The following is a 20092-nucleotide window of genomic DNA, read 5'->3' on the forward strand; positions in this document are numbered from 1 at the left end:
GCGAATAGTAGGTAAAAGAATAACTTAAGATAAATTCAATATTGATTCAACAATTTTATCGCAGCGTATTCTCAAGTAGGATAACAGAAGGACTGTCGGTCAACCACTTTTTACTGAGTCCGGTAGTATCTCCCTTTGCCAAAAATTGCACGAACGACCCGAGCGCCAAATCGATATCGCCGTCCCCATCGATATCGCCCGCATCCATAACGATCCATCGTCCTTTGGTCGATTCGGCGAACGTGTAGGCATCAAAATTTGAATTCCCTTTATTCTCAAGATACACAAAGCTTTCTTCGGGCGAATTGGTATAATCGGGAAAAAAGGAAATTGTAGCTATGTCCAAATCCCCATCCATATCATAGTCCCTCGGCAGGGCTTTATAGGCCCCGTTCTGATGGTAGAAATAGGATTGCTCAAAATTCAGTTTCCCGTCATTGAGAAAAATATATACGCCGTGATACGCTTTCAATATCGGGGTTTTATCCGCATTATCTCCACAGACGTAAAGAATATCGTCGAACCCATCCCCATTAAAATCGGCAAGTTCAAAATATTGGCTGCCGTTTAGCGGTGAGAAGCTCAGCAGCCGTTTTTCCTCAAAAACACCATTTCCCGAATTTTGAAAATAAAAAAGACCCTCGTCGCCCTGGGCCATCAGCACAAATATATCGTTGTGGCCATCCGCATTATAATCCTTAATAATCGCTTTAATGGCACCGGGCTTGCTTTTTAAAATATGGGCGGTATAGGTCCCGTCCCCTAAATTTTCGTGCCAGCTAAGTTTCCCCGTAAGGTCGCCATATTCGCAAGCGACGACATCTTCAAATCCATCTCGGTTTAGGTCCCCATACGCCATATTTACCGGACGCTGTAGCTTCGGAATCAGCATTTTTCCAGCTGTTGAATTTTTTACAATTTCGTCCAATCTAAATTTTTGGAGTGCGCCGTCGGACAGGTCGTTGGGAAAAACATTTTTCCCAATGGTGGTCAAGTAGACCGTATCGGCATTTTCATGATACTGGATTGGGGTGTTCGCGAAAGGAAAATCCCCCTCTTTTTCGAGATTAGGGGTCAAAAAGGTCAACCTATTGCGGTTGCGTTTGCTGTCGCTGAATACAAGCCCCCTTTTATCAGGAAGAATTTTGACCATGGCCGTCAGCGGTGGGCCGTTTACAAATGAAGCCTCGGTATACTTGAAATGCCTCAAGCCTTTTTTAATTGTGGTAATGCGTTTCGGGGGAAGGATGGTATCCGGGGCGTTATCCACATAATAGGAAACTATCTTCGTCCAATCCTCCCTGGCCAACATCGGTTTTTCGGGAAAGACGTTCGCCTTTTTAACAATAGATGCATTTCGGAAAGAGCCAAAGATACTATCGGGCTGATGTTCACCATTGAAGATGCCCAATCGATTGCCCATGGCGGGCAAAACATCATTTTCCCAAATTGGTTTCGATAAAGTTTCGGGACTTACGAACGAATGGCAGCTTGCGCAATGAATATGGGCCAATGCTTGGCCGGAAAGCGCTGAAACCGAAAGGGAATCGAGAACGGTGTTTTTAGCTTCCTTGGTTTGATTGCATGAAAGAACTAAACCCACCAAAAAGCATACTGGAATGTGTAGTTTCATATTAATTCATATCCCTTATAACCCTCATGATATAGGAATTATTTATATCTTCAACCTCATTTTTAATCCTTCTGAAATAAAAATAGGCTTAAAATTTTCAAATACAATTTATTACCAATGAAGAAACTACTTTTTATACTCCTTTTTATTCCCAATCTCTTTTTTGCACAATCGGCATTGCGGTTGCCCGATATTCTTAGCGACCATATGCTACTGCAGCAAGATTCAGAAGTGAAGTTCTGGGGATGGGCCAACCCACGTTCAAAAATCCAGATTATCACGGATTGGAACAGCGACACCCTTAGAACAACGGCAAGCAATAAAGCAAAATGGGAAGCCCTACTAAAAACGCCAAAGGCGGGAGGTCCCTTTAGTATTCAAGTTTTAACTGAAGAAGAGAGGATTACTATCGAAGATGTTATGATCGGTGAACTTTGGATCTGTTCGGGACAATCGAACATGGAATATAACGCGGACAAAGGCATAATCGATGCCAAGACGGCCCTGCCGGACAGCAAAAATGATCAAATCCGGTTTTTCTTTGTTGAAAAAGCAACAGCCGATTATCCACAAGACGAGCTCACGGGGCATTGGGAGATATGCGGTCCCGAAAGTATGCGCAAGTTCAGTTCGGTCGGTTACTTCTTTGGACGAAAATTGAACGAAGAACTGAACATCCCCGTCGGGCTTATCAACTCAAACTGGGGAGGAACTCCTGTAGAAACCTGGATTCCCAATGACGAAATCAAGGATTTGGAAAAAGTACAGGCCGAAGTCCAGAATTTAAATGACAGTGAAGGCTGGGACCGTGATATTGCTACCACCTATAATGCCATGATCCATCCCCTCACAAAAATGAGGATTGCTGGCACTATCTGGTATCAGGGGGAATCGAATACCCCGAATGCGAATTCCTATTCAACCCTTTTTACCACGATGATTGAAGGATGGAGGGCAAAATTCCAAAACGAATTTCCATTTTATTACGTGCAGATTGCTCCTTTTCAAGGTTATAGCATCCCTTTTAGTGCGGCCATCGTACGGGAGCAGCAGCAAAAGGCATCATCCTTTGAGAAGTCGGGAATGGTAGTTATTTCCGATTTGGTAGACGACGTGGACGACATCCATCCTAAATATAAAAAGGAGGTGGGAAATCGATTGGCCAATTGGGCCTTGGCGGAAACCTACGCCAAAGAAACACCGAAGTATACGTTCGCGACAGTAAAGGAACAAAAAATCAATGGCGCTAAGATTCAGGTCTCTTTCGACAATGTAGGTGAAGGTCTCGTCGTAAAGAGAAAACGTATCGAGGCCCTAGAAATCGCCGGGGCAGATAAGAAGTTTTATCCCGCCGACGGGAAAATTGACAAAGACACAAGTACCCTAATCGTAACGTCTAAAAAGGTTAAAAATCCTAGGTTTGTTCGCTATATGTTCGGAAATGGAAGCATAGGAAACCTGTTCGATGAATCGGGTCTGCCTGTTGCCCCGTTTAGGACGGATGAGATTGTTTATGATGTATCGGAAAACCCGTAGCGTCTGAGTACCTCTTTAAAAATAGTATTGATAAATCCGCACATAATCAATTTCAAAGGTGTCAAAGGTGAAATCCGGTGGAACATCTCCACCCAAATTACCGCCCATAGCTATATTCAATAGGAGATAGTGTGGGTTGTCAAAAGGGTTGTCTTGCGTGTTCGGAAGATCAACGACCACATTGTCGTCTACGGTCAATTTTATCTTTTATTTATGGAAATATATATTATCGACATCAATGGTCATGGCACCCATGGGTGGCCCTGCTTAAATGAACTGTGCAATATTAGATCTGGCGGTAAGTCTGGGTAAATCGGTAAAAGGGATGTCTAGAGATAGCCATGTATTTTGTTGTATATCTGAAATTGTTATTTCATGTTCCGTATCGTCCCCGCCATCAAAGGCCCAATCAGGCCCAAAATCTACAAGCTTTATCCTGATTTCGGTGGCATCGGCCGTCCATATATCCGTATGGAAGAATTCCATATCAGAGGCAAAATAGCCGTTTCAGAGGAAAAAATAATTGAATTGGTTAATAATGATTTACTTATCGCATTGCCATATTGAACGTGGCCAAACGATTACCAACCCCCTTCCAGTACCCTTAGAAAATAAAAAATCCATAACTCCTTAATTAAAAGTGTGCTATGGATTTAAACCGTGGTCCCACCTGGGCTCGAACCAGGGACCACCTGATTATGAGCCAAGTTTTTGGACTCCAAACCACACCACATCATAACATAAATACTTTATTTTCAACAATTTAATGAATTTTGTACTCATTTAAATTTGTTTATAACTATCCGTTTGCGTGCAAATTGCGTGCAAATTTTTATGGGTAATTCCTTAAATTTGTGTGAGTTATATTTTTTCTGCGTGCAAATTTAATCTCTTTAATAGATGAAAACCAGTGTAACCCTTAGTTTGGACAAAAGGCGTTCCCAAAAGAACGGTGACTATCCCATTGTTCTGCGCCTTACCCATTATAGAAAAACAACCGGAATTTCTACAGGACAATCGATACCGGAATTATTCTGGGACCAGAACAAAAGTAAGGTCAAAAAGAACTATGATGGAATAAAATCCGTTGGCAATCTGAATAATTTTCTGCTAAAAGAATTGGGAAATGCCCAGGATGTAATTAATAGGCTTCATGAGAAAGGGGAACTCAGTTATCTATCCTTGGTCCAGGTCAAGGATTACATTGTAGGAAAAGGTAAATACAGGTCGTTTTTTAAGTTGGCAGCCGATCTGGAACTGGGCTTAAGAAAATCAAACCGGATCGGAACGGCCGACACCTATAAACATGCCGTAGCCGCATTAAAGAATTTCACAAATAAACGGGATGTAAAAATAAACGAAGTGAACTATGATTTTCTAAAAAGGTTCGAGACTTTCCATTTATCCAAAGAAAGTAATACTTTGAACGGATTGGCCTCCTATATGCGAACAATCCGAGCGATTTATAATAAGGGGATAAAAGCCAAGTTTATAGAAAAAGAAGCCTACCCTTTTGAGGATTATAAGATAAGGACTACCCCAACAGCAAAAAGGGCCATTGACCACAGTTACATCAAGATGATTCTGGAACTGCAACTTGAAAAAGGCACATGGCCATTTCATTATCGCAATTATTTTTTAATTTCCTATATGTTGTTCGGAATGTCCTTTATCGATATGGCATTCCTGCAGGTCAAGAATATTGTTAATGGTCGGGTAAAATTCCAAAGAAAAAAAACCTCAAGAGGTTATGACATAAACTTAACTTCTCAACTTGAAGAAATATTGAAGTTTTATATAGATGGTAAATCAAAAGAGGATTATATTTTACCGGTTATATCGGAGGAAACGTTGGAAGGGAGGTACAAACAAGTGAGAGGTGCCAGAAAGCGATATAATAAAGGTTTAAACAAAATAGCCGAGCAATTTGGGCTTGAGGAGAACCTTACATCCTATGTCTCCCGTCATAGTTTTGCGACACATGCCATGCTAAAGGATGTTCCTCTTCAGGCCATTTCAGCTATGTTGGGTCATCAGAAACTGAACACGACCCAAATTTATTTAAAATCCCTGCCTAGTAATATTCTCGACTCCTATCAGGAACAACTGGTTATTAGATAAACAGAAATAAATCAATGCTGGATGAAACCGGACAAAAGTTCTTAAAATAGTATTGGAGCTTTGAACATCCAATATCCAAGGTGGATAAACGGGAAAGAGAAAATAAGTTCAACGAACGCAACCGGAACGAGGGCAGGTTCTGCTAGGCGAAGCAGGGCTACCGGCTCAAAAAATGATAAAGGCGAAACCGAGCGGAACTTGCCATTCATGGACAGATATGGAGCTGTTCCCAACCAATCCGGTCAAGTTCTCACAACTGCACGATTTTTCAACTCTGATTTTTTGGATAAAACCCATTTAGCATACATAGACTTTTGACGTTAATTTTTGCTGATAAAAGATTGCAGTCCCTGTACTTCTCCTATCGAGCAATTTCTTCTCATGCAACGCCGCGAATTTGCTAATGTTCTTCTTAGTCGAATTTTTACGGGGCCAACGGGTCCTATAAGTTTATGAAAGAAATCCGAAAACTTGTCTTTATAGACCGTCGGCGTTTTGAAAAAAATTCCTTTCAATAAATTTGTAGCTAATAATTGGATTGTTTCCGCCGTTTGATTCGAGCGAGGTAGTCCCTTGGCTTTATTTTCAGAAACTTTTCGAAAGCCCTATTGAACGCCCTCAAGGATGTAAATCCGTAAAGTTTGGCAATGTGTTCCAGTGTATAGATCGATATTTCCGGATTATCGGCCATATCACCGAATGCATAACGGGCGCGTAGACCGTTTATATAGTTGCTATAGCCCTTTTTGTATGTGTTCAAATAATTGGAGAGGTACGCATTATTTGTGTGCGCTGCGGATGAAAGCTTTTGGAGTGACATCGTGGGCTCCAAGAAATGGTCGTTTGCCTCGAACTTTTGGAAGAACCTGTCGAACTGGTCTTTAAGCTCTGTAGATAATGTGTTTCTATTTTGGTCTACGACCGGTTTAGGACCATGGATCGTCCTTAAATAATTCCCCGGATTTCCGATCGCTTCCCTTAGCCGCCTTTTCTGTTGGAAAGAACGTCTTAGGAAAAATATAACGGACGCTATGAATAAAACCGAAAGCCCAATGATCGTGTAGGTCAAATTCCTTTTGGTGGCCCGGTCGGTACGAAGCCGGTTTCTTCTTTCCATAAGCAACGGCAGATCATAATCCGTATCGACCCTTGAAATAAGCCCCTTGGATTTGGATCCGAGGATACTGTCTGCCACCATAAACTTTTCTATGTAGGCCAATTGTTCCCCGTTTTGGTCCTTTCTTTTCGCGTTCTCGTAGAGCCTGTAATACACGTTTTTTATTTCGGGAAAATAAATTTGCGGTTCTTGGTCCAGGGACGAGATTTCCTTAAAATAATAAAGGGTACTATCGGCATTGCCCATTGCCTCGTGGGCAAGCGCGGTATAGTAATATGAACTGCCCAGGTCTATCGTGTCCGCGGACAGGGCCCTTGACTTTTGAAGGCTGTCCAATGCCCTTTTTAGGTTTCCCTTCATATATTGCGAAACACCGTTGAGCCTTAAAAGGGATGCATAATGAAACGTATCCTTTTCCAGTAGGGCTTCATGGATTCCGATAGTACTATAATAGGAAAGGGAATCGATATTTTCCAGTCCATAATGGCAATTGGCAAGGTTAAAATAAAGCCCCAAACTATCCTCCGGACCCAATTGGGCATATCGATGGTATAAGGCAAGGGATTCGGAAAAGTCCCCGGCCATAAATTTGATCGCCGCCAGGGCGCTTGTCGTGGCCCTAATATAATACCCGTTGTTGGTCTCGATGCTCAGTCTTCTGGCCTTCAGGTAAAAAGCCAAAGCTCTTGTAAAATCATTGTTGTCATAGAAATAATGATCGCCGTTCGTGGTCAGACCAAAAATTTCCTCCGTATTGTTCAGCCCTTTGGTCGAATATTCCAATGAGTCGAGATAGGGTAGATTATTTGGATGGCTGCGGTAAAGATAATTACCGTAATGCCCCCATGAGACCGCCGAAGAATCTTTTTCCATGCGTGCCCGTTCGGTCAGATAATCGGACAGGGCTATCGCATCGGAACTGTCCCTTTGCCGATATATAAAATCCATTATCCGGGGCAAGGGCTCATCCTTTAACGTATCGTTTTGCCCCCAGATCTGCCATGAAGAACAGATTAAAAAAGTTAAGACCGGTATCTTTAGCATGTCCTGGGTATTGTGGAACCGTCAATTACAATATCTTCGATATCGTCGAACAGTTCTAAAAATATATCCGTGTTTTTGGTCTGCCCTACCCGTTCCCGTATTTCGGCAATGTCCCGCTATACCCCTAACTGCATCATGACCATGGCCAGGGATGGAGCTCCGCAGTCCATGGCATCAAACTGTGCTTGTGACGGATATGTAGTATAAAACATAAGTTGAAAAATAGTCGCCGCCGTTTACCACGATAAGATAATACGCACAGACCGTTATTACATATAAAATGGGTAGAATGCCCAATATCAGGGATGAGATGACCTTTTTATAAAAAAACTAAACCTTGATCCGTCAATTTCATCGAACAAAATTGTTACGGACCACTGGCTTAAAATCACTCCGAACACTGGATTTTTGAATACAACTACATGCCATTTTATAAAACAGGATTCCAATTTATTAAACCGTATTTCTTCGATTTTCGGTTGCCCGATTCGGGTCATATATTTAACTCATCTACTCAAAGACCAAAATTCGCTAGGAGATGCCTTACAAAGAATTGTTGTCCGATTTCGAAAAAAGATTAAAGGAACTGCAGAGGGCGGCTTCAAGTCCGTTGAAGGAGGCCATGGCCGGCATCCAAATTTGTAACACTGCCCTTTCCGATTTCCGGGAAGCGGTAGCGGAACACGGATTTAAAAACAGGGAAGCCGAGATCCATTTCTTTAAAAACGTGAAGAGCGGACCCCTTCGTTTTTTGATATATTTCACGGAGGTACGCTCCTGTGAAATGAAAATGCCCAAGTGGGGGTTAAAGTCCAAACTAGAATTTATCGAGGCGGAAATCAACAGGATCAACTCTTTCTTCGACCATAACCTGGACTTTCAACTTTACATGGAAAATGGAGGTTCTGAAAAGGACGAAGGATACTTTACACGCAAACATCTTAAGGACCAACCTTTAACCACATCGTACCCTTATTTTAGAGACCCGTTGTTCAACACTTCACATGACGAGTTATGGGCGATGGTAAAAGGCTTCGGACTATATGGGAATTTTTTGGGAAAATTAAAGGTCCAATTGACCGATACGGCAAACCAAACACCGAGCTCGCTCGAAACACCACATCCTCCCTTTCGTTTCACCATGCCCCCTACGGCGGCCATGGAATTTATATACGCCTTCAAGGAACTAAGGGCTTTCAACCATGGCAATTTCGATATCAAACCTTTCACGGACTATTTCTGCCAGGTGTTCGGTATCGAGATAAAGGACCCATACGGTCTTTTTGTACAGATAACCAATCGCAAGACCAAACGGGCCAAGTACATCCAAATGCTCCTGGACGCCTTTCTAAATTCGTTGGAAAGACGCGACGGATATTCATAGCGTACGTATATACCCTATAGTTTATTATATCATCCATTCTATTGAATTCCCTTGCTCTTCTTTGACGTGGATTGTACCGAATTAGGGCGATTTGGTGCAGACGTCGGACCCCGACAAATTTATATCCTCCATTTATATACCCTATAAAAAAGTCCGGCGGTCCTGCCCAAATTTGCCGAAGAAGGATTTTAAAAGGATCCGGATGAACTAAAATCGATCAAAATGCCAGCAGCGATTATCACTACCGATGACCTACATGAATTTAAATTGGAGCTCTTTGAACGGATACGGGAAATCCTATTGGAAAAAGCCGTGGAGGAAAAGAACAAGACATGGCTCCGCTCAAAGGATGTCATGGGGCTGCTAAAGATCAGCCATGGAACGCTCCAGAACCTTAGGAACAACGATACCATCCCCAGCCATAAGATCGAGGGCCTGATCTTTTACGATGCCCACGAGATCGATAAGATCTTAATGGACAACAGAACCATTAAGCATTCCCGGGACCGATGAACTACATAAAGCACCTGAACGCCGCCTTCCGTAAAATGTATTCGGATTCCCGCCTTCACAGCGGCCATATCAGCCTGTACATGGCCCTCTTTTTCTATTGGAACCTGCAACCGTTTCGCCGACGGTTTCTATGCCAACCGTATCGAGATCATGAAGATGGCAAAGATCGGTTCACGAACTACCTATCATCGGTTGATCAAAGAGCTTTCCACGTGGGAATATATCGAGTACCTGCCCACCCAGAACCCGAACCGAAAAACAACGGTCAGAATGTCCCATATATGTACCGACAGTAGTACAGAAACGGGACTTAACGGTACACTTATGGAACGTTACTGTCCCAAAAATGTACTATCTACCTTATATAATAAACAAAACAAACAATATAAACTCTCTAAGAGAAAGCCGAAAAATGAATTTGAAGTCTTTGATTTTTTTAAAAGAAAAAAATGGCCGGCCATGGAGGCCAAAAAGTTCTACAACCACTATCAAGGGATCGGCTGGAAAATAGGCGGCAAGGTGCCGATCGAGGATTGGACGGCGATCGCCGGGAACTGGATGCTAAAGGCCGATGAAATAAAAAAAACGGCGCCGCTCAAAATAGTCCCGAAAACCGGGGACCATCTCATGACAAGCAATCAAAAAAATTATGGTGAACCCCTCTAAAATAACCGAAGGCGGCACGGTCCATTCCCTCGGGGAGTTCGACGGAAAAAAAGTGGACTACGATTTCGCGAAAATACTCGCGTATCTCAATGCCAAGGGCAAACGGCTGTTCGGCCAAAAATTCCATATCTGGGAGGAAAACCTCGATATCGTCTACCGGTTGAGCGTGTATATGATCAAGGACACAGAGGCCTGCCAAAAGTTCGGGATCGACCCCGACAAGGGAATCCTGCTTACCGGTCCCGTCGGGTGCGGGAAGACAACCATCATGAAACTCATCAGGCACATAGTTCCCCATATCAGACCCTATGAGATCATCCCGGCACGGAACATCACCTTCGGTTTCAACAACCTTGGCTACCGTATCATCGAGGATTACGGGAACAATAGCTTTTACTGTTTCGACGATATCGGGGTGGAGCCCATCGGAAGGCACTTCGGAAAGGATTGCAACGTCATCGGTGAGATCCTGCTCTCGCGCCACGAAGTGTTCCTTAAAAGCCGCGTCAGGACCCACGGGACTACGAACCTCAATGCGGACGAACTGGAGGAAAGGTACGGCGAACGGGTACGGAGCCGGATGCGGGAAATGTTCAACCTGATCGCCTTTAAAAAGGACGCAAAGGACAAAAGGAAATAATAACGGATTTCCGTTTTTGCGGGAATATTAAAAACCAATACACTTATGAAAATAGCCACTTTTAACATCCAGAATTTGTTTTACCGGAACAGGGAACTCCTCCAAAAAAACCGATCGAAAAATGCGGCCGATTGGATAGCTGAACTGGACATGCTTTTACGAAAATATCCCAAAGGTCGCGGAGATAGCAATCGGATCAACGATCTCTCCTGTCTTCTGGGTTTTGACAAAATGGAGGATATGCCCTATGCGATATTGAAGAACAAAGCGGGAGAACTCTGTTTTACAAAACAGGGATTCCGGAACACGGCCAAAGCCTCCTTTTTGACCGATTGGGAAGGTTGGGTAAAAGTGGCGAACGGACCGCTCCATGAAAAGGCCGTTTTCAGCAAAGCTTACGTAATCGCGGAAACCGACCCCGATGTCCTGATTCTTCAGGAAGTGGAGGACCGGGCCTCGCTGATGGAGTTCAACACCGAATTTCTTCCTTTGCTCAAGATTTCCCCGTATCAGGAGGTAATGGCTTTCGAGACCAATGATCCGAGGGGCATGGGAATGGGATTAATGCTCAAGAACGGTTATCGGTTGAACGGTGTAAAAAACCACCTTTACGATCTGGATGCGGACGGTCTTGCCCTGTTCAACATGGATTGCCAGGAATATGAGATCGGTACCCCCGATGGAGATACAATCTGGGTTCTGTCCAACCAGTTCTCGCTGGATGATGTGCAACGAAAAAAACAGGCCGAAAAGGTGGCCAAAATCTACAACCGGATGCGATCGGAAGGCAAAATGGTACTGGTCTGCGGTACGCTCAACGACGTTTCGTATAGCCATGCCCTATCCCCGCTGATAAGGGAAACCGATCTGAAGGATATCAGCAGGCATGGACGGTTCAAAACGGATACCGATCAAGGCAGGGACGGCAGTTATTTCAGGTTGGGGGCCTATCGTCTCGGGGTAAACATCAAACAAAAGGATTATTTACTTCTACCGCCGTACTGGTTCGAAAAAGTCCAAAAAGCCGGGATGAACAGAAAGGGGACTTGGCCGGATCGAAAACCCAATTGGGCGTTATATCCTTCGATCGGCGGAAAACATCATGCGGCCAGTGAACACCCATTGGTCTGGGGGGAAATCGATCTTTGAGTTATTGAAAACCACCTTTTTGCGCGTTAACTAAGTTTCCACAAATTGTAAGGTAAATAGATGTCCAATGAAGATACTTGCCGTTGAAAACGGATTACTTTTTCCTTTTCAATAGTCGCCATATGGTCCCTGTAAATTCTACTAATATCGATTTTAACAACCGGGCCAATGTTTTTGTAATTTCAATCATGGTAGAAGTATTTTACAAGTGTTTCCAATACTAAAAGCGCATAGGCGGAGATACTTGATTTTTTATCGTTATGCTCCGCCTCTTCCGCATTCGACAAAAACCCCAGTTCCAACAAAACACCGGGGCAATTCCCGGTTTCACGGAGCACCTGAAAGTTACCGTATTTGATTCCCCGGTTTTTAAGCCCCAGCTTTTGGTTCAGTCCGGCCGTGAACGATCCGGCCAGACGAGCGGCTTTTCCATTACCCCGTTTTATATAGACCTCAATGCCCTGGGCCTCATTTCGGATGGCTTGGTTACAATGGATGGAAACAAAGACATCGGCCTTTAGGGCATTGGCAAGTTTCGTCCTGTTTCCCAAGGAAATCAACGTATCGGTATACCGTGTGGAATAAATTGCCAGACTGTCCCCGAACATTTCCCTATTCAATCGGAGTACTTCCGCCGCTATCTTAAAAACCACATCTTTTTCCCTGACCCCGTTGATTCCGGTGGCACCGGAATCCGTTCCCCCGTGCCCCGGGTCGATCACGATAATCGGCCGTTGATATTTTTCTTGCCCGAAAGCATCGTGAAAACCAACCGGAACGATCCAGATAAAAAAACAAAACCAAATTCCCTTCATCGCATGAAATTTTAACTGCGTGTTGCACAATTTTCATCGATTTCCGCGAACGGCTTAGAATCCGTGAAATTTTAACGCTTCGGACTGTTAATTTTTCGTCGATTCTCTGGATTCCCTCCCATCCTTTGGAAATTCCACAAGTATTAGCGAACGGCAATCGGTTGTTCGCCTAGACACATCAATAATTAACCGCGGATTTGATCCGCAAAACAAACAGTTATGAAAAACCGGACCAAAATGCTTTTGCTGTTATTGTTGGCAACGGTGCCTACCTACGCCCAAATCGGCGGGATCGAGGATTCCGTTAACGAGATTTCCGATACCATTAGGGTAATTTTCCCGATTATCCTCGGGGTTATTTTCCTTGTGGGCTTTTTGTTCAACGCCGGGCATTTCTTCGGTGAAAACGCCGACTTGAAAAAAGGTATTACCCGCGTACTGGTCTTTGTACTGATCGCCGGCGCGGTGGTCGGTATCTTCACCTATCTCATAACCCTTGTCGTATAATGAAGGATTATAAAGTATATCGCAACATTCGCAAGCGGGCATTGATATATGGGCTTCCCGTCTCCTTGTTCGCCTTGCAGATGTTAGGGGTTATCGGCTCGCTGTTGGTAATCATATTTTCCTTTGGCCTGTTTTTGGTCATCGGAGCGGTAAGCGTAAACCTTACGCTGTACTTCATCCTTTTGAAGTTGACCCACCAGCCCCATCTATTACATTTCGCCAAGGTCTTTCCCTCGGCCATTTCCAACAAGAAAACCTCCCCTTTACATTATGAGGATTAACCTGACACAACATTATCCGATAGCGGACATACAGTGCAATATGGTCTTTGCCAACAACGGCAACCTGGTCCTTTGCTACAGGGCCGATTTGCCCGAGATCTATTCCCTTTCGGAAAAGGATTTCGAGGATATGCACGGTAGTTGGTTCCAAGCGCTGAAATCACTTCCCGCCGGGACGATGGTACACAAACAGGATGTTTACAGAAAACGACCTTACGCCGCGGAGCAACTGCCGAATTCCACCTTTTTGGAAAAGGCGACCCATGCGCACTTCAAGGGCCGCCAGTTCATATCCCATGATTCCTATCTATTTTTTATCTGGCCCAAGAACAAGGGGCTTAACAGGGCCAAGTATGTCAATCCCTTTAAAAAAGTGGCCAAGGCCGTGCCCGAAGGCCTGACAGACTCTTTGAACAGCTTTGTAAGTGCGGTAAAGGATTCCGTAGGATTTCTGAACAATAGCCAAAAAATGGATTTTGTTCCGTTGAACCAAATAAAGATCCTGTCCCTGACCGATAATTTCTTCAACGGCTTCAACGAGGGTTTCGATACGGATATCGTCCTCAATAAGGACCATGCCCAGATCGGGGACCACTTTTTCGATGTACTGGCCGTCAACAACGAGACCTGCTTCGGGGAGAGCGTGCATAGCAGTAAGACCGATGATGCGTTCACCTCCGATGATTTTGTATTTCACCAAGGTTTTATCGACGGACTTGGGCTTAACCTCAATGAAAACCATATCGTCAACCAGATCATCTATCTGGACGATAAACACAAATGGCGAAAACTGTTGGAAAAACGATTGGAGGAACTTGGAAAGAGTTCCAATTTCGGTACTCAAAATAAGGTGGTGCACGAAAAGATCATTGCCATCCTCGACCAAATTAACCAGGACGACAATGCCAGGATCGTCCGTGGACATCTCAACGTAGTCTTCTGGAGCGGTCGCAAGGACGAACTGGGCCCAATAGCATCCCGCATCAAAACGGAGTTCAAGGAACTGGACATCGTGCCCTATTATCCCAAGGGCGAAGAACGGAAAAATTATCTACTGAACAGCTACTGTTGCTTTTCTTCCAATTTCTCGGACGAGGATCTGTACGTGACCGATCTGAAACATTCGCTGTGCCTTCTGATCAACAATACGAACTACAAGTCGGATACCACCGGTATCATTTTCAACGACCGCCAACATAATACCCCGGTGTTAAAGGACGTATGGGACGAACGGAAAAAGCGGATCAAGGCGCGGAACTTTGCCATCTTCGCCCCGACCGGCGAGGGAAAATCCTTCCTGGCCAACAACATCCTTCGGCAATATTTCGAGAGCGGCGTCCGCCTTGTCATCATCGATCTCGGTGGCAGCTACACCAAGTTCGCGAAATTATATCCCGAGCAATATATCACCTTGCGCTACGAGCAGGGCAAGAGCCTTGGCATCAACCCTTTTTTTATAACAAAGGCCGACGATGTCGGCCCGGAGCGGTTGGAGGACCTCACGGTCTTCCTTTTGGAGCTCTTCGCTTCGGGTCTTAAAGTCGCCAAGGCACAGGAGGTGGCAATGAAAAAAATCCTCCGGAACTACTATATGGGCAATCCCAACGGGACGCATTCCTTGGAGGGGTTCTACAACTTTGTCAGGGACAGTAAGGAAACCCTGCTTGGCCGGCTCGGTATCGATGCCGCCTACTTCAACATCACGAACTTCCTGCATATCATGTCCGAATACGTTGGGGACGGACTCTACAGCTTCCTGTTCGAGGTCAGGGAGGACCAGTCCTATAAATTGGAGGACAAACGCCTGATCGTATTCGAACTGGACGAGGTAAAGGACAACAAGGAAGTGTTGTCAGTAATGCTCAAACTGATAAAATCCGCCATCCAACGGACCATTTGGCGGAACCGGGCGGAAAAGGGCATTATCCTTTTCGACGAGTTCGCAAAACAGCTCAAGTTCGACAATGTGCTGGAAAGCGTTGAGTTCTACTATCAGGCCATCCGAAAGCAGAACGGGGCCATCGGCATCATACTGCAATCCATCAACCAGTTACCGAGCAATTCCACCTCGGCGAGCATCCTTGAGAACACCCAGATCATCTATAGCCTAAGAAACGAAAAGGGCTATGCCGAGCTGGTCAAACGGTTGAACCTCTCAAGCCACGACCTGAACCAATTGAAGTCCATCAAGAACGACCTGAAGGGGGAACGAAAGTACACCGAAATATTCATCAAGATTGGGAAGGAGAGCAATATCTTCCGATTGGAAGTGCCACCGGAGGTCTATGCGGCCTACCTGACCGAGGGCTCGGAAAACGAGATTATCATGAAGCTCTATCGGGAACATGGCGATATGCCAACGGCCATCAACGAGTTCGTAAAAATGAAATTTCAAAAATCATATTCATCCAATTAAATCCATTATGAAAACACTAAAAAAAAGAACGATGATTTTATCCGCCCTGTTCGTTATGGCAATGGGGGCGAAAGGCTCCGCCCAGGGCATACCGGTATATGACAATGTCGGCTTTATATCGCTGGTCAAACAGATTTTCGAGTCCGCCAAGCAGACCACTGAAATGATCAAGACGGTCAAATTCCTGAAGCAGGCCAAGGAGGCCATAGACAAGGTCAACGATGCGGTGAAACAGTACGAGGCCGTGAAAGAAATTACCTCGAATAATGAGGCTTTGGTCAATATGGTCAGAAACGACCTGAAGGGTATTTTAAATTCTCCCTATATCCGTCGGGGCGAAGTCGATGCAGTCTCCAACGCTTTCAACACCATTATCGACGGCTCGTTGCGAAATCTGGAATTTATGAACCAGGTGCTGTCCAACGACTTTCTGAAATTGAACGATGGGGAACGCTTGGCGATCCTTGAGAAGCATCGCGACGATTCCAAGAAAATGGTCGCTGACATAACCCTGAAGAACAAGCGGTATAAAATGATCATTTCGTTCCGTGAGATGCAGGACAAGATCAACAACAGGGAAACCAACTACTAAAGCCGATAAATATGCTTTTATCCATCGGATTGGAATATGTCGACGCCGTTTTTCAAACTATCAAGGATAGCGATTTCGCGGCCTATACGATTATCGGAATGAAGGCCTTGGCCGTCCTTTTCTTCCTCGTCAATATCCTAAAAAAGTATTACGAGGGAGGGGCCTCGGACCAAGGATTGACCTGGGGACTGACCCCGACCGAACTGATCAAGAATTTTTCGGTCGTTCTGGTGGTCATTTTTTCCACCGAGGTACTGGATGCCTTCGATTCCATTTTAGTGGCCATCGAAGGGCAGTACCGGGGAACGGCGCCTGTACTTTTGCCGTTGGGTATACAGGAAGTAGAAGTGGAGGAGGATTTGGGACTGTTGGATGCCACTACCAAGGCAATGGGCCTTTTGTATGAATGGCTCGTTACGCCCTTTTTGGGAATTCGCATGCTCGCCTGGGGGTTTGGGCTTTTGCTGTGGGTACTCGATCTGTTCATTTATCCACTGTTTTTGGCCGAACGCTATTTTCTGTTGGGCATCATGCAGGCCTTTTTCCCTTTGGTCATCAGCATGGCGGTATTCGAAAAGTTCAGGGATATGGGCTACCGTTTTTTTAAGCTCTATGCCGCGGTCTATATGATCGTTCCCGCCTTCTTTCTGGTCAACGTTTTCGTGAACGAGCTACACAGGGAGATTACCGACAATTTTTGGCCGAATCTTTTCGGGACGGACTTTGGAAGCGAGCTGTTCGCACCGGTCATCGAATTGGCGGGGATAGGGTTCATCCTGTTATTAAAATTCAAGCTTTACAAACGGGCCACAAGTTTCACGTTCCGGTTGTTCAGTCCATAATCGACCTTTATTAGAAACCTATGAAAACACCTTACCAGAATATTTATAGCGTCCTAAGGACCAATCGGTTTATCGTATTGGCGGTCGTAATTACCTGTCTGTTGACCAGTAGCTTTGCTGTGCTTACCGTGTTCCGTTTCAACAACAGAATGTTGAACAGTGCCTTTGTCGTAAATACGGACGGCTCGATCATTCCCCTGAAACTGGTATCACAAAAAGAGAATATCGAGGTCGAGGCGCTTTCCCATCTAGACCTCTTCCATAATTATTTCTACGGGATAGATGAAAGCAATTATGAGCGGAACCTCGAAAAGGCCTTGTGGCTGGGCGACAGTACCGTCGATAATATATATAGGCAAAAGAAAGCGGACGGGGTCTATAATCGACTCCTGCAATACTCCCTTGTACAAAAGGTACTTTCCGTGGATACCGGGCTGACGCTGGACAAAAAAGGGATGTCCTTTAGGACGGAGACCGTTTTCGAGATCAACAGGGGCTCGGCCGTCGACCGCTACCAATTAATCACCACTGGCAATTTGATTACCGTGGACCGGAATTTCCCCAATAACACCCACGGCCTCTTGATCACCGATTTCTTCGAAAGCTCCCTAAAGAAAATCAATAACCGACAATAGCGACAACAATGGAAATGGACAGGAACAAGATCATCTTTATTAGCTTAATCGGTCTCGTACTGAGCTTTATTATCTGCTATGCCGTCTTCGTTATGGACGACGATGGTAAGGCCGAAACCGTTCTGACGCAGACCGATGTGCCGGAACTAAAGGACGGACAAAAGGAATACGGCTCGAAACTGGAGGCCATCAACGACCTAAAGGAGGTAAGGGAATCCAATGCCCCGAGCATCTATGACGAATCCCTTTTGGACTCTACCGGAACGTTCGACCCGCTACACCGGCAAAAGGAACGGCAGCAGATCGTCGATAGCATATACAGGAACGGGCGGATCGATTATGGATCGGGAACCGCCACCGATACCGGAACGAATTATAATAACAATGGCCAACAAAATTCAAGGGAGGAAGGTCGGCCGTCGCTGCCCGATTTCCCGAAGGCCCATAATGCCTTCTTCGAGGTGTCCGAAAAACCCGGGACCAAGACCGTCGACGGCATGGCCGCAAAGACCGATTCCTTTATCATGGTGGAGGTAAACGGCGAGCAGACGGTCAGGAACGACGAGCGTTTGGAGCTCCGGTTGGCCGAGGACGCACTGATCAACGGCGAAACGGTTCCCAGGAACTCATTGGTCTACGGTTTTGCCAGTTTCAAGGCGAACCGGGTGTCCGTCCACATCACCAACATCGATAACAGGGCCGTCGATCTCAAGGCCTTCGACCTGATGGACGGAAATGAGGGCATCTACATCAAGAACAGCGTCCGGGCCGAGGCGACCGGGGAGGTAATCGACGATATCGTACAGGACATCAATATACCCGGGGTTCCCCAGATCGGTGGCATCAAACAGGTCTTCCGCCGGAACAACCGGAACGTAAGGGCCACGATATATAACCAGTACCAACTCATTTTAAAACCTTCGCTATGAAACTATTTTTGATAGCCATTTTATTGGTAATCCATACCGGTATGAATGCCCAAAACCTAAGGACCATATTTACCAATGAAAGGGATGCCGTGGCGTTGTTCTTTCCGAATACGATACGCCAGGGATTGACCGGTTCGGAAAGCTTTACGTTCAGCTACAACAGGGAGAATCCCCAGCATGTGGGAATCGTCCAAGGTGTCAAAGGCGACCGGAGCAATCTCCTCGTTATTACCGAAAACGGGGACGTGTTCAGCTATCGGTTGGTTTACCGGAAGGTCTTGGATACCCTTAACTATTTCGTGGCGGGTACGGAACGTATCGGTAACGAAGCTCCTGCGTCTATATTTTCGGGAATAGATTCTATATCAAAAGTGGGTTCTACTAAAAAACCAGACCCCGGAAAGGTCGATTCACTTCGGTACCGCAAGGAACATTTCAGGAAGTTCAGTTCATTTCACCTGAAACACAATGACAACCTGCTGAAAAAAAGGCGCAAACAGGGTTTGGTCTTGCGGTTGAAGGATTTGATATATGACCGTACCGAGGTGTACGCCTTGGTCGAGATCGGGAATCGGTCCGGTATCGATCTTGAAACGGATTATCTGAAAGTCTTTAAGGTGCACGGTAATAACAGGCGAAAATCTTCCTACCAGAAACTGCCGCTGGATATTTTATATCGGCATAATTTCCCGGACAAGGTCAGGGATGGGGAAAGCGCTTCTTTTGTCGTGGTTCTTCCCAAGTTTACCTTGGGGGATTCGGAGAAACTGATGCTTGAGTTGAGTGAACTTCATGGGAGCCGGAATATCCGGTTGTTTTACAAATAAGAAGTTTGTTTGACGTAGCAGTAAAAATTGAAACCCGGGCCGACACCGGTTAAACTTTAAACAAATTATAGTTATGGGATTGAACAACTTTTTCAAGATCAATTTGCCTTATGGCATCAGACGGAACGAGCACGGGCAATGGGCGGCTTTTAACAGGGAGTATAGGCCCTTGGGAGACAACAATCCTTTTAAATGTGTAACCGAATCTGATTTCATTTACACGGATTACGGCAGGTTACCGGACAGATTTTTGATGAACCTGGCGGATGATCCAAGTTCCGTTCAAATGGACGAAAATAATGTGATAATCAAGGTGTTTTTTTATAATGACACGACCAACCCATCAAATCATCCGGAAAAGGGATATTGGGAAAAATACTTCGGGAAACTGAGAAAGCTTTTTACCAAACAGGCTGGATAAATTTCATCCATAATAGTTCGCCAG

The 20092-nt window shown here is 45.1% G+C and carries 21 protein-coding genes and 1 tRNA gene; 16 read left to right on the forward strand and 6 right to left on the reverse strand.

Translation table 11 applies throughout. The annotated features are described in order from the left end of the window. Nucleotides 1–55 precede the first annotated feature (55 nt). Complete coding sequence (locus tag BLT07_RS17935) at nucleotides 56–1633, reverse strand: FG-GAP repeat domain-containing protein (protein ID WP_091872899.1); 1578 nt, start codon at nucleotides 1631–1633, stop codon at nucleotides 56–58. Between the two features lie 117 nt (nucleotides 1634–1750). On the opposite strand from BLT07_RS17935, the gene BLT07_RS17940 reads away from it, so the two are divergent. Beyond that, a complete protein-coding gene (locus BLT07_RS17940; RefSeq protein WP_217633336.1) occupies nucleotides 1751–3169 on the forward strand; it encodes a sialate O-acetylesterase in 1419 nt (472 codons plus the stop codon). A 15-nt stretch (nucleotides 3170–3184) separates the two neighbouring features. Here BLT07_RS17940 and BLT07_RS17945 read toward each other — a convergent pair whose 3' ends face one another. The 3 genes from BLT07_RS17945 to BLT07_RS21090 all read right to left on the reverse strand — a co-directional run bounded on the left by BLT07_RS17945 (nucleotide 3185) and on the right by BLT07_RS21090 (nucleotide 3899). Continuing rightward, nucleotides 3185–3367, reverse strand: a complete 183-nt coding sequence (locus BLT07_RS17945; RefSeq protein WP_091872902.1) for a LamG domain-containing protein — start codon at nucleotides 3365–3367, stop codon at nucleotides 3185–3187. A gap of 69 nt (nucleotides 3368–3436) precedes the next feature. After that, a complete protein-coding gene (locus BLT07_RS20805) occupies nucleotides 3437–3655 on the reverse strand; it encodes a hypothetical protein (protein WP_139205164.1) in 219 nt (72 codons plus the stop codon). Between the two features lie 175 nt (nucleotides 3656–3830). Further along, a tRNA-Ser gene (locus tag BLT07_RS21090) sits at nucleotides 3831–3899 on the reverse strand. Nucleotides 3900–4069: 170 nt separating this feature from the next. Between BLT07_RS21090 and BLT07_RS17955 the strand changes: the two genes are divergently transcribed. After that, on the forward strand, nucleotides 4070–5290 hold the full coding sequence (locus BLT07_RS17955) for a site-specific integrase (protein WP_091872910.1): 1221 nt from the start codon (nucleotides 4070–4072) through the stop codon (nucleotides 5288–5290). Between the two features lie 526 nt (nucleotides 5291–5816). On the opposite strand, the gene BLT07_RS17965 is transcribed toward BLT07_RS17955, so the two are convergent. Continuing rightward, nucleotides 5817–7451 carry a helix-turn-helix domain-containing protein gene (locus BLT07_RS17965; protein ID WP_091872920.1) on the reverse strand — a complete coding sequence of 545 codons (1635 nt, stop codon included), beginning with the start codon at nucleotides 7449–7451 and terminating at the stop codon, nucleotides 5817–5819. 538 nt (nucleotides 7452–7989) lie between these two features. Between BLT07_RS17965 and BLT07_RS17975 the strand changes: the two genes are divergently transcribed. From BLT07_RS17975 to BLT07_RS17995, 5 genes are all read left to right on the forward strand, one after another. Continuing rightward, complete coding sequence (locus tag BLT07_RS17975) at nucleotides 7990–8835, forward strand: RteC domain-containing protein (protein WP_091872927.1); 846 nt, start codon at nucleotides 7990–7992, stop codon at nucleotides 8833–8835. Nucleotides 8836–9057: 222 nt separating this feature from the next. Then, the gene (locus BLT07_RS17980) at nucleotides 9058–9348 is read left to right on the forward strand and encodes a helix-turn-helix domain-containing protein (protein WP_091872930.1); all 291 of its coding nucleotides are present in this window, start codon (nucleotides 9058–9060) and stop codon (nucleotides 9346–9348) included. 150 nt (nucleotides 9349–9498) lie between these two features. Beyond that, nucleotides 9499–10014 carry a hypothetical protein gene (locus BLT07_RS17985; RefSeq protein ID WP_091872933.1) on the forward strand — a complete coding sequence of 172 codons (516 nt, stop codon included), beginning with the start codon at nucleotides 9499–9501 and terminating at the stop codon, nucleotides 10012–10014. Next, nucleotides 9998–10654, forward strand: coding sequence for a P-loop NTPase family protein (locus BLT07_RS17990; protein WP_091872936.1), 657 nt, complete (start codon nucleotides 9998–10000; stop codon nucleotides 10652–10654). The genes BLT07_RS17985 and BLT07_RS17990 overlap by 17 nt, the downstream gene beginning before the upstream one ends. Nucleotides 10655–10699: 45 nt before the next feature. Next, nucleotides 10700–11803 (forward strand): endonuclease/exonuclease/phosphatase family protein, encoded by a 1104-nt coding sequence (locus BLT07_RS17995; protein WP_091872940.1) that lies wholly within the window; start codon nucleotides 10700–10702, stop codon nucleotides 11801–11803. 182 nt (nucleotides 11804–11985) lie between these two features. Here BLT07_RS17995 and BLT07_RS18000 read toward each other — a convergent pair whose 3' ends face one another. Next, nucleotides 11986–12618, reverse strand: a complete 633-nt coding sequence (locus BLT07_RS18000) for an N-acetylmuramoyl-L-alanine amidase family protein (RefSeq protein WP_091872944.1) — start codon at nucleotides 12616–12618, stop codon at nucleotides 11986–11988. Between the two features lie 219 nt (nucleotides 12619–12837). On the opposite strand from BLT07_RS18000, the gene BLT07_RS18005 reads away from it, so the two are divergent. The 9 genes from BLT07_RS18005 to BLT07_RS18045 all read left to right on the forward strand — a co-directional run bounded on the left by BLT07_RS18005 (nucleotide 12838) and on the right by BLT07_RS18045 (nucleotide 20068). Beyond that, nucleotides 12838–13125 (forward strand): hypothetical protein, encoded by a 288-nt coding sequence (locus tag BLT07_RS18005; protein WP_091872949.1) that lies wholly within the window; start codon nucleotides 12838–12840, stop codon nucleotides 13123–13125. Continuing rightward, nucleotides 13125–13406 (forward strand): hypothetical protein, encoded by a 282-nt coding sequence (locus BLT07_RS18010; protein WP_091872954.1) that lies wholly within the window; start codon nucleotides 13125–13127, stop codon nucleotides 13404–13406. Before BLT07_RS18005 ends, BLT07_RS18010 begins: the two co-directional genes overlap by 1 nt. Then, nucleotides 13393–15822 carry a TraG family conjugative transposon ATPase gene (locus BLT07_RS18015; protein WP_091872958.1) on the forward strand — a complete coding sequence of 810 codons (2430 nt, stop codon included), beginning with the start codon at nucleotides 13393–13395 and terminating at the stop codon, nucleotides 15820–15822. The genes BLT07_RS18010 and BLT07_RS18015 overlap by 14 nt, the downstream gene beginning before the upstream one ends. A gap of 7 nt (nucleotides 15823–15829) precedes the next feature. After that, nucleotides 15830–16414, forward strand: coding sequence for a conjugal transfer protein (locus BLT07_RS18020; RefSeq protein ID WP_091872966.1), 585 nt, complete (start codon nucleotides 15830–15832; stop codon nucleotides 16412–16414). Nucleotides 16415–16425: 11 nt separating this feature from the next. Then, the gene (locus tag BLT07_RS18025) at nucleotides 16426–17256 is read left to right on the forward strand and encodes a hypothetical protein (protein WP_091872971.1); all 831 of its coding nucleotides are present in this window, start codon (nucleotides 16426–16428) and stop codon (nucleotides 17254–17256) included. 20 nt (nucleotides 17257–17276) lie between these two features. Next, complete coding sequence (locus BLT07_RS18030) at nucleotides 17277–17891, forward strand: conjugal transfer protein TraK (RefSeq protein WP_091872975.1); 615 nt, start codon at nucleotides 17277–17279, stop codon at nucleotides 17889–17891. 14 nt (nucleotides 17892–17905) lie between these two features. Then, nucleotides 17906–18820 carry a conjugative transposon protein TraM gene (traM, locus tag BLT07_RS18035; RefSeq protein ID WP_245726591.1) on the forward strand — a complete coding sequence of 305 codons (915 nt, stop codon included), beginning with the start codon at nucleotides 17906–17908 and terminating at the stop codon, nucleotides 18818–18820. Next, nucleotides 18817–19647, forward strand: a complete 831-nt coding sequence (locus BLT07_RS18040) for a DUF4138 domain-containing protein (RefSeq protein WP_091872985.1) — start codon at nucleotides 18817–18819, stop codon at nucleotides 19645–19647. The genes traM and BLT07_RS18040 overlap by 4 nt, the downstream gene beginning before the upstream one ends. A 73-nt stretch (nucleotides 19648–19720) precedes the next feature. After that, a complete protein-coding gene (locus BLT07_RS18045; RefSeq protein ID WP_091872988.1) occupies nucleotides 19721–20068 on the forward strand; it encodes a hypothetical protein in 348 nt (115 codons plus the stop codon). Nucleotides 20069–20092 lie beyond the last annotated feature (24 nt).

It is taken from the genome of Pricia antarctica (genome assembly GCF_900101815.1).
Lineage (GTDB): Bacteria > Bacteroidota > Bacteroidia > Flavobacteriales > Flavobacteriaceae > Pricia > Pricia antarctica.